General features: G+C 72.1%; 18 protein-coding genes. 6 read left to right on the forward strand and 12 right to left on the reverse strand.

The window, feature by feature from the left end:
* Positions 1 to 56: 56 nt before the first annotated feature.
* On the reverse strand, positions 57 to 956 hold the full coding sequence (locus ACFY15_RS21950) for an SGNH/GDSL hydrolase family protein (RefSeq protein ID WP_390825970.1): 900 nt from the start codon (positions 954 to 956) through the stop codon (positions 57 to 59).
* Between the two features lie 249 nt (positions 957 to 1205).
* On the opposite strand from ACFY15_RS21950, the gene ACFY15_RS21955 reads away from it, so the two are divergent.
* Positions 1206 to 1700, forward strand: a complete 495-nt coding sequence (locus tag ACFY15_RS21955; protein WP_285536194.1) for a DUF3145 domain-containing protein — start codon at positions 1206 to 1208, stop codon at positions 1698 to 1700.
* 89 nt (positions 1701 to 1789) lie between these two features.
* Here the strand turns inward: ACFY15_RS21955 and ACFY15_RS21960 are convergent, their stop codons facing one another.
* The 5 genes from ACFY15_RS21960 to ACFY15_RS21980 all read right to left on the reverse strand — a co-directional run bounded on the left by ACFY15_RS21960 (position 1790) and on the right by ACFY15_RS21980 (position 6705).
* Positions 1790 to 3076: a beta-ketoacyl-[acyl-carrier-protein] synthase family protein gene (locus ACFY15_RS21960; RefSeq protein WP_390689126.1), complete on the reverse strand. Its 1287-nt coding sequence runs from the start codon at positions 3074 to 3076 to the stop codon at positions 1790 to 1792.
* Between the two features lie 79 nt (positions 3077 to 3155).
* Positions 3156 to 3404 (reverse strand): acyl carrier protein, encoded by a 249-nt coding sequence (locus tag ACFY15_RS21965; protein WP_390689127.1) that lies wholly within the window; start codon positions 3402 to 3404, stop codon positions 3156 to 3158.
* A gap of 58 nt (positions 3405 to 3462) precedes the next feature.
* On the reverse strand, positions 3463 to 4467 hold the full coding sequence (locus ACFY15_RS21970; protein ID WP_390689128.1) for a ketoacyl-ACP synthase III: 1005 nt from the start codon (positions 4465 to 4467) through the stop codon (positions 3463 to 3465).
* A 19-nt stretch (positions 4468 to 4486) separates the two neighbouring features.
* Positions 4487 to 5404, reverse strand: coding sequence for an ACP S-malonyltransferase (locus ACFY15_RS21975; RefSeq protein WP_390689129.1), 918 nt, complete (start codon positions 5402 to 5404; stop codon positions 4487 to 4489).
* An 89-nt stretch (positions 5405 to 5493) separates the two neighbouring features.
* A complete protein-coding gene (locus tag ACFY15_RS21980) occupies positions 5494 to 6705 on the reverse strand; it encodes a CdaR family transcriptional regulator (RefSeq protein ID WP_042819076.1) in 1212 nt (403 codons plus the stop codon).
* Between the two features lie 82 nt (positions 6706 to 6787).
* On the opposite strand from ACFY15_RS21980, the gene ACFY15_RS21985 reads away from it, so the two are divergent.
* Positions 6788 to 7447, forward strand: a complete 660-nt coding sequence (locus ACFY15_RS21985; RefSeq protein ID WP_390689130.1) for a pirin family protein — start codon at positions 6788 to 6790, stop codon at positions 7445 to 7447.
* Here the strand turns inward: ACFY15_RS21985 and ACFY15_RS21990 are convergent.
* The gene (locus tag ACFY15_RS21990; RefSeq protein ID WP_390689171.1) at positions 7444 to 8262 is read right to left on the reverse strand and encodes a serine hydrolase domain-containing protein; all 819 of its coding nucleotides are present in this window, start codon (positions 8260 to 8262) and stop codon (positions 7444 to 7446) included. The two genes, ACFY15_RS21985 and ACFY15_RS21990, sit on opposite strands and share 4 nt — an antisense overlap.
* An 88-nt stretch (positions 8263 to 8350) precedes the next feature.
* On the opposite strand from ACFY15_RS21990, the gene ACFY15_RS21995 reads away from it, so the two are divergent.
* Complete coding sequence (locus ACFY15_RS21995) at positions 8351 to 8761, forward strand: MerR family transcriptional regulator (protein ID WP_390689131.1); 411 nt, start codon at positions 8351 to 8353, stop codon at positions 8759 to 8761.
* Positions 8758 to 9777, forward strand: coding sequence for an aldo/keto reductase (locus ACFY15_RS22000; RefSeq protein ID WP_390689132.1), 1020 nt, complete (start codon positions 8758 to 8760; stop codon positions 9775 to 9777). Before ACFY15_RS21995 ends, ACFY15_RS22000 begins: the two co-directional genes overlap by 4 nt.
* Before the next feature lie 43 nt (positions 9778 to 9820).
* Here ACFY15_RS22000 and ACFY15_RS22005 read toward each other — a convergent pair whose 3' ends face one another.
* The 3 genes from ACFY15_RS22005 to ACFY15_RS22015 all read right to left on the reverse strand — a co-directional run bounded on the left by ACFY15_RS22005 (position 9821) and on the right by ACFY15_RS22015 (position 12946).
* Entirely contained in the window at positions 9821 to 10684 is an 864-nt protein-coding gene (locus ACFY15_RS22005) for a DUF4429 domain-containing protein (protein WP_390689133.1), read from the reverse strand.
* Between the two features lie 129 nt (positions 10685 to 10813).
* A complete protein-coding gene (locus ACFY15_RS22010) occupies positions 10814 to 11983 on the reverse strand; it encodes an alpha/beta hydrolase (protein ID WP_390825984.1) in 1170 nt (389 codons plus the stop codon).
* Between the two features lie 294 nt (positions 11984 to 12277).
* Positions 12278 to 12946: a TetR/AcrR family transcriptional regulator gene (locus ACFY15_RS22015; RefSeq protein ID WP_390689134.1), complete on the reverse strand. Its 669-nt coding sequence runs from the start codon at positions 12944 to 12946 to the stop codon at positions 12278 to 12280.
* A gap of 130 nt (positions 12947 to 13076) precedes the next feature.
* Between ACFY15_RS22015 and ACFY15_RS22020 the strand changes: the two genes are divergently transcribed.
* The gene (locus tag ACFY15_RS22020; protein ID WP_390689135.1) at positions 13077 to 14669 is read left to right on the forward strand and encodes an MFS transporter; all 1593 of its coding nucleotides are present in this window, start codon (positions 13077 to 13079) and stop codon (positions 14667 to 14669) included.
* Positions 14670 to 14868: 199 nt separating this feature from the next.
* Positions 14869 to 15252 carry a peptidase inhibitor family I36 protein gene (locus ACFY15_RS22025; RefSeq protein WP_390689136.1) on the forward strand — a complete coding sequence of 128 codons (384 nt, stop codon included), beginning with the start codon at positions 14869 to 14871 and terminating at the stop codon, positions 15250 to 15252.
* Here ACFY15_RS22025 and ACFY15_RS22030 read toward each other — a convergent pair.
* Both ACFY15_RS22030 and aceE read right to left on the reverse strand, forming a co-directional pair.
* Entirely contained in the window at positions 15233 to 16039 is an 807-nt protein-coding gene (locus ACFY15_RS22030; RefSeq protein WP_390689137.1) for an ion channel, read from the reverse strand. The two genes, ACFY15_RS22025 and ACFY15_RS22030, sit on opposite strands and share 20 nt — an antisense overlap.
* 95 nt (positions 16040 to 16134) lie before the next feature.
* Complete coding sequence (gene aceE / locus ACFY15_RS22035; RefSeq protein ID WP_390689138.1) at positions 16135 to 18882, reverse strand: pyruvate dehydrogenase (acetyl-transferring), homodimeric type; 2748 nt, start codon at positions 18880 to 18882, stop codon at positions 16135 to 16137.
* Positions 18883 to 19129: the final 247 nt, after the last annotated feature.

The following is a 19129-nucleotide window of genomic DNA, read 5'->3' on the forward strand; positions in this document are numbered from 1 at the left end:
GCCGCCCCGGCCCTTCGGCGCGGGGCCGGGTCCCCTCCCGCGCCGGCGGGGGAGCGTCAACGCGGCGGCTGTGCCGCCGTCACCTGCCGGTGGGCCAGTTCCGCGAGCCGCGCCTGCCCGTCCCGGCCGGGGTGGAACCAGTCCCAGTGGCTCAGCTGGTCCGCCGCGAACGGGTACTGGAAGACGGCTCCGCCGTCGTAGCGGCACAGCTCGTCCTGCGCGCAGACCTGGCGCAGCGCCTCGTTGTACTCGACCACCCGCGCCCGCACCTTCTCGCGGCGCGCCGTCGCCTCCGCGTCGGCGGACAGGGGCTCGGCCAGCATGGACTGACAGATCCCCAGCTTCCAGACCTGACGCACCATCGGGCTGTCCTTGCCCTGCTCCCACAGCCGCTGGAGGTCCGGGACGGAGGACACGTACACCTGCGAGGCGGGCGAGGCCGCCCGCAGCCCCTTCAGCGCCTGTTCGAATTCGGCCCGGAACTCCGCCACCGGGGTCATGGACGAAGCCGTGGGCCGGCAGGCGTCGTTCGAGCCCACCATCACCGTGACCAGGCCCGGCTTGTGCTCCGCCGCCTCGGTCAGCTGGCCGGGCAGGTCCGCCATGCGCGACCCGGTCACCGCGTAGTTCCAGCTGCGTTCGGGCACCTGCGCCCCGCCCAGCAGGCGGGCCGCCAGGGAGTTGACGGCGGGGTCGCTGCCGGTGGCCCAGGAGACCTCCGGGCAGTCGGCCAGTACCGAACAGGCGTCGAAACCCCGGGTGATGGAGTCCCCGACGGCGGCGACGGAGGTCGGCGCCGGGTTCCAGCGCGGCTTCGGCTGCGCCCCCCGCCCGCTCCCCTTCGCGGGCGCGGCGCCGTCGTCACACCCCGTCACCGTCGCGGCCAGCACGGCCACCGCCACGCCCGCGCCAGTGACGGTCCGGCGTACGCGGCGGCGCGCAGCGGTGGTGCGCATCGGGTGGTCCCTCCCTCTCGCCCCGTGTCCTTCCCGGGGCGTCCTGCTGAGTGAATGCTCTGTGTTTACGGGCTTCGGAGCGACCGTACGTCACATCATGACCCCCGGCGCACGGTAGCTTTTTCCCGTGGCGTTTCGGCCGCAGGTGCCGCTGCGCAATGTCTAATATTTTCCGTTACATTACATCACGTCACATACTGTCCGTTTTCTGGAGTTTATTCCCGACCTCGTCCCACACTGGAGGTCCCGGTGACGACACGTGGAGTTCTGTACGTGCATTCCGCACCGCGTGCGCTCTGCCCGCACGTGGAATGGGCCGTTGCGGGCGTGCTCGGGGTGCGGGTGAACCTCGACTGGATCAGGCAGCCCGCCTCCCCCGGCACCTGGAGAGCGGAGTTCTCCTGGCAGGCCGAGGCGGGCACCGCCTCGAAACTCGCCTCCGCCCTGCGCGGCTGGCACCTGCTCCGCTTCGAGGTGACCGCCGAACCCTGTCCGACCGCCGAGGGTGAGCGCTACAGCTCCACCCCGGAGCTCGGCATCTTCCACGCCGTCACCGGCATGCACGGGGACATCCTGATCCCCGAGGACCGGCTGCGTGCCGCCCTGGCCCGCTCCGCGCGCGGCGAGACCGACCTGGAGGCGGAGATCTCCAAGCTGCTCGGCAAGCCCTGGGACGACGAACTGGAGCCCTTCCGCTACGCCGGCGAGGGCGCCCCGGTCCGCTGGCTCCACCAGGTGGTCTGAAGCCGGGCGGCCCGTGAAGACCCAAGGGGAAGGCCCCCTCCCGGCAGAGTGCCGGGAGGGGGCCTTCCCCTTGGTGCGGGTGCCTGCCCTCAGACGGTGCGGAACGCGAGGGAGACGTTGTGGCCGCCGAAGCCGAAGGAGTTGTTGATCGCGGAGATCGGACCCTCCACCGGCAGCTTGCGGGGCTCGCCGCGCACGATGTCGGCGTCGATCTCGTCGTCCAGGTCGTCGATGTTGATCGTCGGCGGGGCGATCCGGTGGTACAGCGCCAGCACGGTCGCCACCGTCTCGATACCGCCCGCGCCGCCCAGCAGGTGACCGGTCATCGACTTGGTCGCGGAGATCGCGACGTGATCGAGGTCGTCGCCCAGGACCTTGCGCAGGGCCTTCAGCTCGGCCGTGTCACCCTGCGGGGTGGACGTGGCGTGCGCGTTGACGTGGACGAGCTCGGACGGGTCGAGGTCCGTGTTGTCGAGCAGGTTCTGCACGGCGGCCGCGACACCGCGGCCCGTCGGCTCCGGCTGCGCGATGTGGTGGCTGTCCGCGGACAGGCCCTGGCCCAGCACCTCGCAGTAGACCCGGGCGCCGCGCTTGGCGGCGTGCTCGGCGGACTCCAGGACCACGACGCCGGCGCCCTCGCCGAGGACGAAGCCGTCGCGGGCCTTGTCGTACGGGCGGGAGGCTGTGGTCGGGCTCTCGTTGTTCTTGGACATCGCCATCATGTTGGCGAACGCCGCGATCGGCAGCGGGTGGATGGCCGCCTCGGTGCCGCCGGCGACGACCACGTCGGCACGGCCGGTGCGGATCATCTCGACGGCGTAGCCGATGGCCTCGGCGCCCGACGCGCACGCGCTGACCGGGGTGTGGACACCGGCGCGGGCGTTGACCTCCAGGCCGACGTTGGCGGAGGGGCCGTTCGGCATGAGCATGGGGACGGTGTGCGGGGAGACCCGGCGCACACCCTTTTCCTTCAGTACGTCGTACTGGTCGAGCAGGGTGGTGACGCCGCCGATGCCGGAGGCGATCACGGTGCCCAGACGCTCGGGGACGACCGTCGCGCCCGCCGCGTCGGCTGACGTCTCAGCGCCGGCCGGAGCGGTGTAACCCGCGTCGGCCCAGGCCTCGCGGGCCGCGATGAGGGCGAACTGTGCCGAGCGGTCGAGCTTGCGGGCCAGCGGGCGGGGGAGTACCTCGGCCGGGTCCACAGCGGCCTGGGCGGCGATACGGACCGGCAGTTCGGCGAAGCGCTCGCCCTCCAGGGGCGAGACACCGGACCGGCCGGCGAGCAGACCTTCCCAGGTCGAAGCGCTGTCGCCACCCAGCGGAGTGGTTGCGCCGATACCGGTGACGACCACGGTGCGATTGGTCGGGCTCACAGGAATTCTTTCTCCACGTCTCAGGGGGTGCTGAATTGTCACGGCGCCACCGCGGGGTGGCGACAAACGCTCGTCAGGCTCAGGCCTGGTGCTTCAGGATGTAGGCGGCGGCGTCGCCGACCGTCTTGAGGTTCTTGACGTCCTCGTCGGGGATCTTGACGTCGAAGCGCTCTTCGGCGGCGACGACGACCTCGACCATGGACAGCGAGTCGACGTCCAGGTCGTCGGTGAAGGACTTGTCGATCTCGACGTCCTCGACCGGGATGCCCGCGATCTCGTTGACGATCTCCGCGAGACCCTCGACGATTTCGTCCTGCGTGGCGGCCATGTGGCGCTCCTTCTGTGGCTAGCTAGCTGGTGGAACAGGTCCGGAAGTGATCCGGGCCCTAGGGGAGGGTAACGACCGTCGCGGCGTAGACGAGCCCCGCCCCGAAGCCGATGACGAGCGCGGTGTCGCCGCTCTTCGCCGCTCCGGTCGCCAGGAGCCGCTCCATGGCGAGCGGGATCGAGGCGGCCGACGTGTTGCCGGTGGTTTCCACGTCGCGGGCGACCGTGACGTGCTCCGGCAGCTTGAGAGTCTTCACCATCGAGTCGATGATCCGCATGTTGGCCTGGTGCGGAATGAAGACGTCCAGGTCATCCGGGGTGATCCCGGCGGCGTCGAGCGCCTGCTGGGCCACCTTCGCCATCTCGAAGACGGCCCAGCGGAAGACCGCCTGGCCCTCCTGGGTGATGGCCGGGAACTTCTGGGCGGCGTCCGTGCTGCGGAACTCGTCCCACGGCACGGTCTGCTTGATGGTCTCGGACTTGTCGCCCTCCGAACCCCACACCGTGGGGCCGATGGCCGGCTCGTCCGACGGGCCGACGACCACGGCGCCCGCGCCGTCGCCGAACAGGAAGGCGGTCGCCCGGTCCTCCAGGTCCGTCAGGTCCGACAGCCGCTCGACCCCGATGACGAGGACGTACTCGGCGGACCCCTCCACCACCATGCCCTTGGCGAGGGTCAGGCCGTAGCCGAAACCGGCACAGCCCGCGGAGATGTCGAAGGCGGCGGGCTTGCCCGCGCCGATCCGGTGCGCGATCTCGGTCGCGATGGCCGGGGTCTGCTTGAAGTGCGAGACCGTCGAGACGATCACCGCGCCGATCTGCTCGGGAGAGATCCCGGCGTCGGCGAGCGCCTTGCCGGAGGCCTCCACCGACATCGCGGCGACGGTCTCCTGGGGCGAGGCCCAGTGCCGGGACGCGATGCCGGAGCGGGAGCGGATCCACTCGTCCGAGGAGTCGATCGTCTCGAGGATGACCTCGTTGGGCACCACACGGGTCGGGCGGTAGCCGCCGACGCCGAGGATGCGGGCGTACGGGGAGCCCTTGGCCGGCTTGATCTTGGACATGCTGTGTGGGCTCCTACTCTCAGGCCGTCAGCTCGGCGATGAGCTTTGCGGCCTTGTCGAGGTCGTCCGGCGTCTTGAGTGCCACGTTCGGCACGCCCTTGAGCGCGCGCTTGGCCAGACCCGTCAGGGTGCCGCCGGGGCTCAGCTCGACGATCCCGGTGACGCCCAGCTCGGAGAAGGTCTCCATGCACAGGTCCCAGCGCACCGGGTTCGCGACCTGGCCCACCAGGCGGGCGACGACGTCGGCGCCCGACTCGACCACGAGTCCGTCCCGGTTGGACACGTACTTCAGCGCCGGGTCGGCCGGGGCGAGGGCCTTCGCGGCCTCCGCCAGCGTGGCGACCGCGGGCGCCATGTGGTGCGTGTGGAAGGCACCGGCGACCTTGAGGGGGACGACCTTCATCGCGCCCTCGGGCTTGTCCGCGACCAGGGCCGCGATCTGCTCCGCGGTGCCCGCGGCCACGATCTGGCCGGCGCCGTTGATGTTGGCCGGGGTCAGCCCCAGCCTCTCCAGGTGCGCGACGACCACCGCCTGGTCACCGCCCAGGACCGCGGCCATGCCCGTCTCGGTGACGGCGGCGGCCTCGGCCATGGCCAGCCCGCGGGTGCGGACGAACGACAGCGCGTCGCCCTCGCCCAGCACACCGGCGTACGCGGCCGCGGTGATCTCACCGACGCTGTGGCCGGCGACGGCACCGAAGGCCGTCGGGGTGCCCAGCGCGGAGGCGGACAGCAGGCCTGCCGCGACCAGCAGGGGCTGTGCCACCGCCGTGTCGCGGATCTCGTCCTCGTCGGCCTTGGTGCCGTAGTGGACGAGGTCCAGCCCGATGGCGTCGGACCACCCCGCGACGCGCTCGGCGGCGCCGGGGAGTTCGAGCCAGGGAGTCAGGAAGCCGGGCGTCTGAGCGCCTTGGCCGGGAGCGACGAGTACGAGCACCCTCACACTCTCTCTTGTGGATGGTCTCCGCCGCCCGTGGGGACAGGGACGAAGAACCGTCGGGGTAATTGTTGATGTCCGACAAAAGTCTAGGGCTGCTGATCTCCGTCGGCCAGACGCCCGAGAATCAGGGCGATCCGCAGCGTAAAGGCCGACCGGACATCGGAGGGTGACCAACCGGTGACGTCGGTCACACGTCGGAGCCGGTAGCGCACCGTGTTGGGGTGCACGAAGAGCATCCGCGCCGCCCCCTCCAGGCTGCTCGCCTGCTCCAGGTAGACGCTCAGCGTCTCCAGCAGCGCCGAGCCCGCCTCCTCCAGCGGTCTGTAGATCTCCTCCACCAGCTGCTCCCTGGCCGAGGGATCCGAGGCGATGGCCCGCTCGGGCAGGAGATCGTCCGCCAGGACCGGCCGGGGCGCGTCCTGCCAGGCCGTGCACGCCTTCAGCCCGGCGGCCGCCGCCTGCGCGGACTTCGTCGCGTTCAGCAGGTCCGGAACCACCGGCCCCGCCACCACCGGACCGGCCGCGAACGGGCCGATCAGAGACTTCGCCACCTGGAGCGGGTTGTCGCTGCCGCCCGCGATCACCACCAGCCGGTCGCCCAGCACGCCCGTGAGCACCTGGAGCTTGTGGTGGCGGGCCGCGCGCCGGATCGCCTCGACCGTCAGTTCGCTGTCCCCCTCCGGGGCCGTGCCCAGCACCACGCACACGTGCTCCGGGGAGTTCCAGCCGAGCGCCGCCGCGCGCGACAGGGCGCCCTCGTCCGCCTCGCCCGACAGCACGGCGTTGACGACGAGCGACTCCAGCCGGGCGTCCCACGCCCCGCGCGCCTCGGCGGCCTGCGCGTACACCTGGGCCGTCGCGAAGGCGATCTCCCGGGCGTACACCAGCAGTGCCTCGCGCAGGATCGACTCGTCCCCGGGGGCCGCGACCTCGTCGATCGCGGCCTCCATGACCTCGATCGTCGTACGGACCATCTCCACGGTCTGGCGCAGGGTGATCGCCCGGGTCAGCTCCCGCGGCGCCGTGCCGAACACGTCGGTCGAGATGGCCTGCGGGGTCTCCGGGTGCCGGAACCACTCCGTGAACGCGGCGATGCCCGCCTGGGCGACCAGGCCGATCCACGACCGGTTCTCCGGAGGCATCGCCCGGTACCACGGCAGGGCCTCGTCCATGCGCGCGATCGCGTTGGCGGCGAGCCGGCCGGAGGACTTCTCCAGCCGGCGCAGCGTCGCCGCATGCGGATGGGCCGGATGCGCGGGACGGGTCTCGGGGGAATGCTCACGTTCGGGTTGGGGCACGGGACAAGACTGCCTTATCGACGGCCCGGCGCGGACCCGGGTCCCGGGCCGGGGTCCCCCGGAGAGGGCTACCGTGGCTCCCATGATCGATGTACGCCGCGCCGCCGACCGGTACGAGGGAGGGGATCCGGGTACCGGGATCACCACCCGGCACGCCTTCTCCTTCGGCTCCTCCTACGACCCGGACAACATCCGCTTCGGCCCGGTGCTCGCCTGCAACGAGGAGCTGCTCGCCCCCGGCTCCGGCTTCGACGAGCACCCGCACAGCCACACCGAGATCGTGACCTGGGTGGTGGAGGGCGAGCTCACCCACCGCGACAGCACCACCGGGCACACCGTCACCGTCCGGCCCGGGGACGTCCAGCGGCTGGGCTCGGGCTCCGGGGCCCGGCACGTGGAGCGCAACGACGCGGCCCGCCCGCTGTGGTTCGTCCAGACCTGGCTCGCGCCGCTGGCCGCGGGCGGGGAGCCCTCGTACGAGGTCGTGCGGGACCTCGCGGACGGGACCCCGTACGAGGTCCCGGCGGCCGGGGCCGTACTGCACGTCCGGCGGCCCGCCGCGGGCGAGCGGATCCCCGTGCCGGACGCGGAGCGGGTCTACCTGCACGTGGTGCACGGGGACCTGAGGCTCGACGGCGCCGAGCTGGGACCCGGGGACTCGGCGCGGATCACCGGCGAGAAGAACCTGGAGATCACGGCCGGTTCCCCGGGCGAACTGCTGATCTGGGAGCTGCCCGCCTAGCGGGAGCGCAGCTCCGCGAGGACCGCGTCGGTGAAGGGGGTCCAGGCCTCCACGGCCCAGGGTCCGAAGGCGCGGTCCGTCAGCGCCACGCAGGCGGCGCGGACGTCGGGGTCCACCCACAGGAAGGTGCCGGACTGGCCGAAGTGCCCGAAGGTGCGCGGGGAGGAAGTCAGGCCCGTCCAGTGCGGGGTCTTGCCGTCGCGGATCTCCAGGCCGAGCCCCCAGTCGTTGGGGGACTGGTGCCCGTAGCCGGGCAGGACGCCCTTGAGGCCGGGATGGACCACCGAGGTGGCCTCGGCGACCGTACGGACGTCCAGCAGCCGGGGGCACTGGAGTTCAGCGGCGAAGCGCACCAGGTCGGAGACGGTGGAGACGCCGTCCTTGGCCGGAGACCCCTCCAGGGTCGAGGAGTTCATGCCCAGCGGCTCGAAGACGGCCTCGCGCAGGTAGTCGGCGAAGGGGATCCCGGTGGCCTTCGCGAGGTGGTCGCCGAGCACCTCGAAGCCGGCGTTGGAGTACAGCCGGCGCTGTCCGGGCGGGGCCGTCGCGCGGTGCTCGTCGAAGGCCAGGCCGCTGGTGTGCGCGAGGAGGTGACGGACCGTCGAGCCCTCGGGCCCGGCCGGCTCGTCGAGCTCGACCGCCCCCTCCTCGTACGCGACGAGGACCGCGTACGCGGCGAGCGGCTTGGTGACCGAGGCCAGCGGGAAGCGGCGGTCCACCGGACCGTGCGAGCCGGCCAGGCTCCCGTCGGCGCGCACGACCGCCGCCGCGGCGGCGGGCACCGGCCAGTCCTCGATCGTCCGCAGGCTTTCCAGGCCGTTGAGGCCTTCCATGCTCTCCATGGGCCCGAGCCTACTTCGCGCACTTGCCTGGAGCGCACTCCAGGGTTTTAGCGTAGTGGTCATGAACCTGACGGAGACGCGGTACACGATCAGCGAGGTCGAGGCGCGGACCGGTCTGACCCAGCACACGCTGCGCTGGTACGAGCGGATCGGCCTGATGCCGCACGTGGACCGCTCCCATTCGGGACAGCGGCGGTTCAGCGACAAGGACCTCGGCTGGCTCGCCTTCGTGGGCAAGCTGCGCGCCACCGGGATGTCGGTGGCGGACATGGTCCGGTACGCCGAACTCGTCCGCGAAGGGGACCACACGGTGGACGAGCGCCGCGCGCTCCTGGAGCGGACGCGCCACGAGGTGCTGGCACGGGTCGCGGAGCTGACGGACGCGCTCGAGGTACTGGACTGCAAGATCGCTATGTATGCGCGGAACACCGTGGGAGCGGTGGGCGCGGGAACGGGGAAGGCACAGTCATGACGGAGCAGATCACCATCGCACGCGCCGAGCTGGGCAAGGGCGGCCCGGTCGTCGGGATCCAGGGTCTCGGCTGCATGGGCATGAGCGAGTTCTACGGGGAGACCGACGGGGCGGCGGCCCGCGCGACCCTGGACGCGGCGCTGGCCGTCGGCATCACCCTCTTCGACACGGCGGACATCTACGGACGCGGGGCGAACGAGGAGTTCCTGGCGCCCTTCGTGGCCGCCCACCGGGACGAGATCACCCTGGCGACGAAGTTCGCCATCGAGCGCAGCGACGACCCGGCGTACCGGGGGGTCCGCAACGACCGCGCGTACGTCCGGCGGGCCGTCGAGGGCAGCCTGCGGCGGCTCGGCGTGGACGTCATCGACCTCTACTACATGCACCGGCGCGACCCGGCCGTGCCCTTCGCCGAGTCGGTGGGCGCGATGGCCGAGCTGGTGCAGGAGGGGAAGGTGCGCCACCTGGGTCTCAGCGAGGTGACCGGAGCCGAGCTGCGCGAGGCGCACGCGGTGCACCCGATCGCGGCCCTGCAGTCGGAGTGGTCGCTGTTCAGCCGGGGCGTGGAGCGCAGCGCGGTGGGCGCGGCGGCGGAGCTGGGCGTGGCCTTCGTGCCGTACTCGCCCCTCGGGCGCGGGTTCCTGACGGGGGCCTTCGCGGACGCGGCCGCCGAGTTGTCCGCCGGTGACTTCCGGCGCAACCAGCCCCGCTTCACGGGGGAGAACGCCAAGGCCAACGCGGCCCTGCTGGCTCCGGTCCGGGAGATCGCCGCCGCCCGCGGGGCGACGGCGGCGCAGGTCGCGCTGGCGTGGGTGCAGCAGCGGGCGTCGGTGCACGGGCTGACGGTCGTGCCGATCCCGGGCACCCGCAAGCCGGGCCGCCTCGCGGAGAACGCGGCCGCGACCCGGATCACCCTCACGGCCGCGGAGCTGGACCTGCTGGAGCCCCTCGCGTCCCAGGTGATGGGCGCCCGCTACCCGGACATGGCCTTCACGTCGGACTCCCGCGAGGACTGATCCGCCGAGGGCGAGGGTCGCGCGGACCCGCGCCCCCGGCGGATCAGGCGCCGGCCGTGAAGCGGGCGCGGAGGGTCTCGTACTCCGCGTCGGTCAGCAGGCCCGTGCTGTGCAGCTCGCTGAGGTGCTGGAGCCGTTCCCCCGATATCCGGGCGCGGGGGACGGCTCCGACCGGCGCCCGCTCCCGCAGCGCGGCGAGCACGGCGGCCGCGAAGGGCAGCGACTCGTGCACCGCCCCGTAGCCCACGCCGAACACCGCCGCCGCGAGGTCGTGGTCGGGGGCTTCCGGGGTCGCGGCGCCGTCCCGCGGCAGCAGCCGCAGGTACCCGCCCCCGGGGCGGTCGGGGGACACCCACTCCACCCCGGACAGCGCCGCCAGCGCGAACCTCTGGTCCCCGGCGCGCCACTTCGCACTGCTCGCGCCCGTGCGCGACCAGTGGAACGTCACGGCCGTGCCGTCGAACCCGACCCGCGCGTCGTACGCCTTCAGCTGGAGCGGAGGCCGCGGGACCGCGACGAGGAACCGTTCCGCCGGAGCGTCGGCGCCGTCCGGCCCCAGCCGGTCGCGCAGCGCCCCGGCGAAGGCGGCGGCCTGCTCCGCCCGGTCGGCGGGCACCACCAGCCGGTACGGATCGCAGGACTCCTTCAGCTGCCCGGCGGCAGCCTCCATCAGCGGATCGGCCCCGGGTCGCGGCGTGGCGCGCAGCACCACGGTCTCCCGCCGCCCGACACCGGCCGCGGCAGCACCCACCGACACCCCGGACAGCGCTTCGAGGGGGATCCGGCGCTCGCCCAGCGCGTTCCAGAGCCGCGGAGTGCGCATCCCCCGTGCGAAGCGGATGAGCACCGAGTCCGAGTCGGCGTCGAACTCCCAGACGGCATGATTTCCGGCCAGTACGTCACCCATGCGGCACATGGTAAAGGGACGCGCCCCTGCGCGTCCCCCTCGTCAGCCGGCCCGATTTTTCGACTTGTTACGGGTCTGGGGTGCGTCGGACGCCCGTCAGGCGTTCCTCAGGCAGCCGTCCGCGACCGGTCAGTCACCTTCCGTGCCGGAGATCCCGCTCCGGCAGTCGTCGCTGCCGTTCGCGCACGCGACGGAACCGAAATCGCCGGTTCCGATCTTGGCGAAGTTCTCCAGCGAGGCCGTGCCTGGCTCGAAATAGCCGGTGTGGCTGTGCGCCCCGGCGGACGAGAGCAGCCGGGCGCCGAACGCGGGCGACACCGGGTCCGCCCCGTGGCCGACCCCGCCGACCTCCAGGTGCGGGACGTCGGCGATCCAGTCGCCCTCGGCGCGGGTGGCCCACACCCGCGCCGAGGTGTGCAGCTCCGCGGCGTTCCCTACGCGCATGCCGGGGCTGCCCGCCACCACCACGTCGGTCACCCGCTCCGGCAGCGCGTGCGCGGCCACCCCGCACACCACGGACCCGTAGCTGTGGCAGAACAGGGCCACGCCCGCGTCCCCGGGCAGGGCCGCGGCCAGCGACGCCAGCCGCACGGACCCGAGGACGGCGAGCCGGCCGGTGGCGGCGTCCACCCCCACGCCGGTGGGGGCCACGTAGCCGGCCCAGGCGATGACGGCCGTACGGGCGGCGGGCGCGGCCGCGCGCTCGGCCTCGTACAGGGATTGCGCCATGCCGGCGGGGGCCGTGAGCCGGCGCTGGCTGCGCTCGAAGGTGAGGGCGTCGGTGTCCACGCCCGGGACGATCACCGAGACCCGGCGGGCGCCGTCGAGGTCTCCGAAGACCTCGGCGACCAGGCCGTCGCCGGTGGGGTCGAAGAGCAGGATCTGTCGGTCGCCCGCCGCGAGGGACTCGAAGCGGTGGGCCCTGCGTATGGCGTTGGCGCGGTCGGCAGGGGTGAGGGCCACGTCCTTGCCCCGGGCCTCCTCCAGGCGCGCGGTCTGGGCGAGCGCGTTGTGGTTGGCCCGGTAGCGGGTCGTGGCGGGCACCCCGTCGAGGTTGCCGACCACGAGCGGGTAGCCGTCGGCGAGGTGGTTGCGCCGGGTCGTGTCGAGGTCGGCGAAGAAACGGGCGACCGTCCGCACGGGGGCGTCGGCCGCGGGCACCGGCCGGCCGTCGATCCGGGCCGTGGCCCACGCGGCGAGCGCGGCGGCCCGCGCCGGAACCGCGGTCTCCGGGCGGTGCACGGCGGTCCAGCCGGTGGTCGCCAGCATGAGGAAGACGACGCCGAGCGCGAGCAGCATGCGCAGGACGGCCGGACGCACGGGGGCGTCGACGGGGGCGTCGGCGATGGGGTGGGCGGGGCGGCCGGGCAGGTTCACTGGAGCCAGACTAAGAGACCCCTGGAGCCAGCGGTGCCAGGGGTGACAGGACTCACGGCAGACCGTGGTACGCATCGCCCCGCACGGTCACGCTCCGTCGCGGCGGGGGCGGTTGGGGATCTTCGGAGGGGTGGCCGGAACTCGCCGTCGAGTGCTCCGGACCGCCGGCCGGAGACGCCCGGCGGCTTTGCCGGGGCCGCCGCGCGCTGCCGGGCCTCAGGCGCTTTCGGCGGGCGCGGGCCGACGCCAGTGACCCGCCAGGGCGGGTCCGATCTGGTCGAGGTAGGCCTCGGTCATCCGGCGGATCGCGGTCACGCTGACGTCCTCGCCCTGCCCCCAGAGCCTCCCGGTGACCCGCATCACCCCGGAGAACGCGGCGACGGCGACCCGGGGCCGCGGATCGGCGTCCAGGTCCAGCCCCTCGCGGTCGGCGATCAGCCGCGCGATCCTCTCCTCCAGCTCCGTGGAGCGCCGCAGGTGGACGGCGAGCAGGGCCGGCGTGGACTCGATCAGCCGGTAGGCCTGCATGTACAGGTCGACGGGGACCACCTCGGAGAGGGCCTCGTCCAGGGTGTCCCAGGCGGCGAGCACGGCGCCCCGCATGGCCTCCAGCGGCGGCTCGCCGGGCGGGCGGGCGCCCAGCGCGTCGACGAAGTGGGACTCGACCAGGTCCTGGACGGCGAAGGCGACCTCCTCCTTGTTCGCGAAGTAGCGGAAGAAGGTGCGCTGGGAGACCTCGACCGTCTCGGTGATCTCGTCGACGGTCGTCCGCTCGTACCCCTGCGAGATGAACAGGAGCAGCGCGGCGCGCAGCAGCGCGTCCCGGGTGCGCCGCTTCTTGCGCTCGCGCAGTCCGGCCGCCGGGGCGGGACGCTCGTCGGTCATCACCGCGGGGTCCTCTCTGATGCTGAATCTGACGCTGAGTGAGCGGTCAGGGTACCTGTGACGGAGCTGACAGCTACTGCCGCGCTAAGCCGTTTGTGAACTGTCAGTCGCTGTCACTAACCTGCTGGGCATGACTGGTCAGATCACCCTTGCCAAGGAATCGAGTCCGTCACCGGTCCGCTCCGGTCTGCGCGGCCACCCGTGGCTCACGCTGTTCGCGGTGGCGATCGGCGTCATGATGGTCACCCTCGACGGCACGATCGTCGCCGTCGCCAACCCCGCGATCCAGAAGGACCTCGGCGCCAGCCTGGCCCAGGTGCAGTGGATCACCAACGGCTACCTGCTGGCCCTGGCGGTCTCCCTGATCACCGCCGGCAAGCTCGGCGACCGCTTCGGGCACCGCCAGACCTTCCTCATGGGCATCGCCGGCTTCGGGCTCTCCTCGGCGGTGATCGGCCTGTCCAACGGGGTCGGGCTCGTGATCGGCTTCCGCGTCGCCCAGGGCCTCTTCGGCGCCCTCCTGATGCCCGCGGCCCTCGGCCTGCTGCGCGCCACCTTCCCCGCCGAGAAGCTCAACATGGCCATCGGCATCTGGGGCATGGTCATCGGCGCGTCGACCGCGGCCGGGCCCATCGTCGGCGGCCTGCTCGTGGAGCACGTCAGCTGGCAGTCCGTCTTCTTCATCAACGTGCCGGTCGGCGTGGTCGCGCTGCTCTTCGGACTGTTCATCCTGCTCGACCACCGCGCCGAGAACGCCCCGCGCTCCTTCGACCTGCCGGGCATCGTGCTGCTGTCCGCGGCGATGTTCTCCCTGATCTGGGCGCTGATCAAGGCCGCCGAGTGGGGCTGGGGCGATGTGAGGACCCTGCTCTTCCTCCTGGGCTCCCTGGTGTGCTTCGGCCTCTTCGCCTTCTGGGAGACCCGGGTCTCCGAGCCGCTGATCCCGCTCGGCATGTTCCGCTCGACGGCGCTGTCCGCGGGCACCGTTCTGATGGTGCTGATGGCCTTCGCCTTCATGGGCGGCCTGTTCTTCGTCACCTTCTACCTGCAGAACGTGCACGGCATGAGCCCGGTCGACAGCGGTCTGCGCCTGCTGCCGCTCACCGGCATGATGATCATCGGTTCGCCGCTGGCCGGCGCCGCCATCACCAAGGTCGGCCCGCGCGTCCCGCTGGTCGCCGGCATGGTGGCCACGGCCGTCGCCTGCTTCGGGATGTCCCGCCTCACCCCCGACACCGGCACCCTCACGATGTCCCTGTGGTTCGCACTCCTGGGCCTGGGCCTCGCGCCCGTCATGGTCGGCGCCACCGAGGTCATCGTCGGCAACGCACCGCTGGAGCTCTCCGGTGTGGCCGGCGGTCTCCAGCAGGCCGCCATGCAGGTCGGCGGAAGCCTCGGCACCGCCGTCCTCGGAGCGGTCATGGCCGCGGAGGTCAGTGACACGTTCGGGGACAACTGGAAGGGCGCGGGCCTGCCCCCGCTCACCCCCGAGCAGCTGGAGCTCGCGGAGCGGGGCGTCCAGGTCGGCATCGCCCCCGTCCCGCCGGGGGTGCCCGAGCCGGTCGCGCGGACCATCTCCACCGTCGCGCACGAGACCTTCGTCTCCGGCATGAGCACGGCCTTCACCTGCGCCGCAGTGGTCGCGGTCCTCGCCGCGGTCGTCGCCTGCTTCACCAAGCGCGGCGAGAACGCCGGGGCCGGGGCGGGCGCCGCCCACATCTGAACCGGACCGCCCGCCGTCACGGCCGCGTCAACCCCGCGCCCGCCGCAGCCCCGCCGCAGCCCCGTGGCGGGGCTGTCGCCTATCAGGGTGGACCCGCCCGCGGCCCCTTCCGCTCGTACGTCGTCGCAGGTCAGCGTGGTGCCACGGAGTCCTCGGAAACGGTCCGGGGCCCGTACGTCCACAAGGAGTTGACCCCGTCATGCGTACGTGGAGCACCGCACGCGTCACCACCCTCGCCGCCGCCCTCCTGGCCGCCTGCGCCCTCATCCCGTCCACCGCCGGCGGCGCCCACGCCGCCGGGGCCCCGCCCTGTGCCACGGGAGAGCTGTGCCTGTGGGCGAAACCCGACTTCAAGGGCACCAGGCAGACCTACGACCTCAGCACCCTCGACATCAACAGCTGCACCGCCCTGCCGCCGAAGGCCGGCTTCCAGTCCCTGGTCAACCGCACCGGGCGTCCGGTGACCACGTACCAGTCGGCCGAGTGCGCGGAGACCGGCGAGTTCCAGACCTACCCCGGTGACGGGGTCTGGCTGCCCCAGTCCCCCTACCAGGTCAGGGCGTTCAAGGTGTGGGAGCGGTAGGCCCGGCCTGGCCGGCGGCCGCCTCGGGCCCCGGGCCGGCCTGGGCGGGCATCGCGCACCGGGAGCCGTGGCCCAGCCGCGCGACCTCGGCCCGCAGCGCCCGCACCTCCTCCTGGAGTTCCCGGACGGCCGCCAGCTGGAGCCGCTCCACCTGGTCGTCGCGCTCGAAACGCGCGATGAACCAGGCGGCGATGTTGGCGGTCACCACACCGAGCAGGGCGATCCCCGACAGCATCAGCCCCACCGCCAGGACCCGGCCCAGACCGGTGGTGGGGGAGTGGTCCCCGTACCCGACCGTGGTCATGGTGGTGAAGGACCACCACACCGCGTCGCCCAGGTTCTTGATGTTCCCGTGCGGCGCGTCCCGCTCCACGCTCAGCACCGCGAGCGAGCCGAACATCAGCAACCCGACCACGGCACCCGCCACGTACGTGGTCAGCCGGATCTGCGGGGCCATCCGCGCCCGCCGCCCCACCAGCATCAGGGTCGCCACCAGCCGCAGCAGCCGCAGCGGCTGGACCAGCGGCAGCACCACCGCCGCCAGGTCCAGCCAGTGCGTCCGGACGAAGACCCGCCGGTTCGCGGACAGCCCCAGCCGCACCACGTAGTCCACCGCGAAGGCCGCCCACACCGCCCACTCCGCGTGCGTGCAGGCCCGGTGCACCCCCTCTCCCGCGTCCGGCGCGACGATGGGCACGGCGTAGGCGACGGCGAATGCCACGGCGAGCACCAGCAGGGGGACCTGAGTACGGCGCTCCCACCGCGCCTGGCGGGAGGTTTCCTTCATACGGATCATCGTAGGTACACGGGAAGGGGGTGTTGGGACAGGTGTCCCAACGCCCCCACGGAAAAGTGATTTCGCCCGTGTCCGTCCCGTCGCGGCTACGCGTCCCCGCCCGCCGCGCCCGGGTCGGCGGCCGCGACGTCCAGCAGCTGGTACCGGTCGACGGCCTGCTTCAGCGCCGAGCGGTCGATCTTCCCCTCACGGGCGAGCTCGGTGAGGGTGGCCAGGACCACCGACTGGGCGTCGATGTGGAAGAAGCGCCGCGCCGCGCCGCGGGTGTCGGCGAAGCCGAAACCGTCCGCGCCCAGCGAGGTGTAGGTCCCCGGCACCCAGCGCGCGATCTGGTCCGGTACCGCGCGCATCCAGTCCGAGACCGCCACGAACGGCCCCTCCGCGCCCGACAGCTTCCGGGTCACGTACGGGACGCGCTGCTCCTCCTCCGGGTGGAGCAGGTTGTGCTCCTCCACCGCGACGGCCTCGCGGCGCAGCTCGTTCCAGGAGGTCGCCGACCAGACGTCCGCCCGGACGTCCCACTCCTCGGCCAGGATCCGCTGCGCCTCCAGCGCCCACGGCACCGCCACGCCCGAGGCCATGATCTGCGCCCCGACGGCGCCCGAGGTGCCCTGCGAGACGCGGTGGATGCCCTTGAGGATGCCGTCCACGTCGACGTCCGCCGGCTCGGCCGGGTGCTGGATCGGCTCGTTGTAGACCGTCAGGTAGTAGAAGACGTCCTCGCCCGGCTCGTTCGTCTCCGTCGGGCCGTACATGCGCCGCAGGCCGTCCTTGACGATGTGCGCGATCTCGTAGCCGTAGGCCGGGTCGTACGCCACGCAGCCCGGGTTGGTCGACGCCAGCAGCTGGGAGTGACCGTCGGCGTGCTGGAGGCCCTCACCCGTCAGGGTGGTCCGGCCGGCGGTCGCACCCAGGACGAAACCGCGCGCCAGCTGGTCGGCCATCTGCCAGAACTGGTCACCCGTCCGCTGGAAACCGAACATCGAGTAGAAGACGTAGACCGGGATCAGCGGCTCGCCGTGCGTCGCGTACGCCGAACCCGCGGCGATCAGCGAGGCCGTGCAGCCGGCCTCCGAGATGCCGTCGTGCAGCATCTGGCCGGTCGGGGACTCCTTGTAGGCGAGGAGCAGGTCGCGGTCGACCGCCTCGTACTGCTGGCCCAGCGGGTTGTAGATCTTGGCACTGGGGAAGAAGGCGTCCATGCCGAAGGTGCGGTACTCGTCGGGGGCGATCAGCACGAAGCGCTTGCCGATCTCCTTGTCCCGCATCAGGTCCTTCAGGATGCGGACGAAGGCCATCGTGGTGGCGATCGACTGCTGGCCCGAGCCCTTCTTGGCGGCCGCGTAGGCCTTGTCGTCCGGGAGGGCCAGGGGCTTCGCGCGCACCACGCGGGTGGGCACGTACCCGCCGTGGGCGCTGCGCTGGTCGTGCATGTACTGGATCTCGGGCGAGTTGCGGCCCGGGTGGTAGTACGGCGGGGCACCGCTCTCCAGCTGCGCGTCGGTGACCGGGATGTGCAGCCGGTCGCGGAAGCGCTTGAGGTCGTCGACCGTCAGCTTCTTCATCTGGTGCGTGGCGTTGCGGCCCTCGAAGTTCGGGCCGAGCGTCCAGCCCTTGACCGTCTGCGCCAGGATCACCGTCGGCTGGCCCTTGTGGGCCTTGGCCGCCGCGTAGGCCGCGTAGACCTTCTTGTGGTCGTGGCCACCGCGGCCCAGGTGCTGGATCTGCCGGTCGGTCATGTTCTCGACCATCGCGCGCAGCCGCTGGTCGCCGCCGAAGAAGTGCTCGCGGATGTACGCGCCGGACTCGGTGGCGTACGTCTGGAACTGCCCGTCGGGGGTGGAGTTCATCTTGTTGACCAGGATGCCGTCGCGGTCCTGGGCCAGCAGCGGGTCCCAGGAGCGGTCCCAGATCAGCTTGATGACGTTCCAGCCGGCGCCGCGGAAGATCGACTCCAGCTCCTGGATGATCTTGCCGTTGCCGCGCACCGGGCCGTCGAGGCGCTGGAGGTTGCAGTTGACGACGAAGGTCAGGTTGTCCAGGCCCTCGCGGGCGGCCAGGGACAGCTGGCCGAGCGACTCCGGCTCGTCCATCTCGCCGTCGCCGAGATACGCCCAGACGTGGGACCTGGAGGTGTCGGCGATCCCGCGGGCCTCCATGTACCGGTTCATCCGGGCCTGGTAGATCGCACCGAGCGGGCCGAGGCCCATCGAGACGGTCGGGAACTCCCAGAAGTCCGGCATCAGCCGCGGGTGCGGGTAGCTCGACAGGCCGTACGGGGCCTTCGACTTCTCCTGGCGGAACGCGTCGAGCTGCTGCTCCGAGAGCCGGTCGAGCAGGTAGGCGCGGGCGTAGATGCCGGGGGAGGCGTGGCCCTGGAAGAAGATCTGGTCGCCGCCGTCGCCCTCGTCCTTGCCCCGGAAGAAGTGGTTGAAGCCCACGTCGTAGAGGGAGGCGGAGGAGGCGAAGGTGGCGATGTGCCCGCCGACGCCGATCCCCGGGCGCTGGGCGCGCGAGACCATGACGGCCGCGTTCCAGCGGGTGGCGTTGAGGACCTTGCGCTCGATCTCCTCGTTGCCGGGGAAGAAGGGCTCGTCCTTGGTCGCGATGGTGTTGACGTAGTCCGTGGAGCGCATCTCGGGGACGGCCACGCGCCTCTCGCGGGCCCGCTCGATCAGTCGCAGCATCAGGTAGCGGGCGCGCTCACGGCCCCGCTCGTCGACGGCGGCGTCCAGGGAGTCGAGCCACTCCTTGGTCTCCTCCGGGTCGAAGTCCGGGACCTGGCTCGGCAGGCCGCCAATGATGATCGGATTGCGATCGGATGCGGAAGCCACGCTGTTCCTTCGCTGTCAGGGGAGTCGTGCCTTGGGTCGCCGCCTCCCATGGTCTTACGCCCGGGCGAAATCTTCACCTCTACCACTGGGTAACACCTGGAGCGGGGAAGGAGCGCCGGGCGGGCCGTGCCGGTCCTGGACTCGGCGGGGCCAAATCGCAACCTTACGCCCAGGACGATCACCGGGTTCGTAAGGACGTTCGTCCCTCAAACAGGTAGGAAAGTCCTCTGCGGTGCCGAATGCGCTG

Source organism: Streptomyces sp. NPDC001373 (assembly GCF_042895815.1).
Taxonomy (GTDB): Bacteria; Actinomycetota; Actinomycetes; order Streptomycetales; family Streptomycetaceae; genus Streptomyces.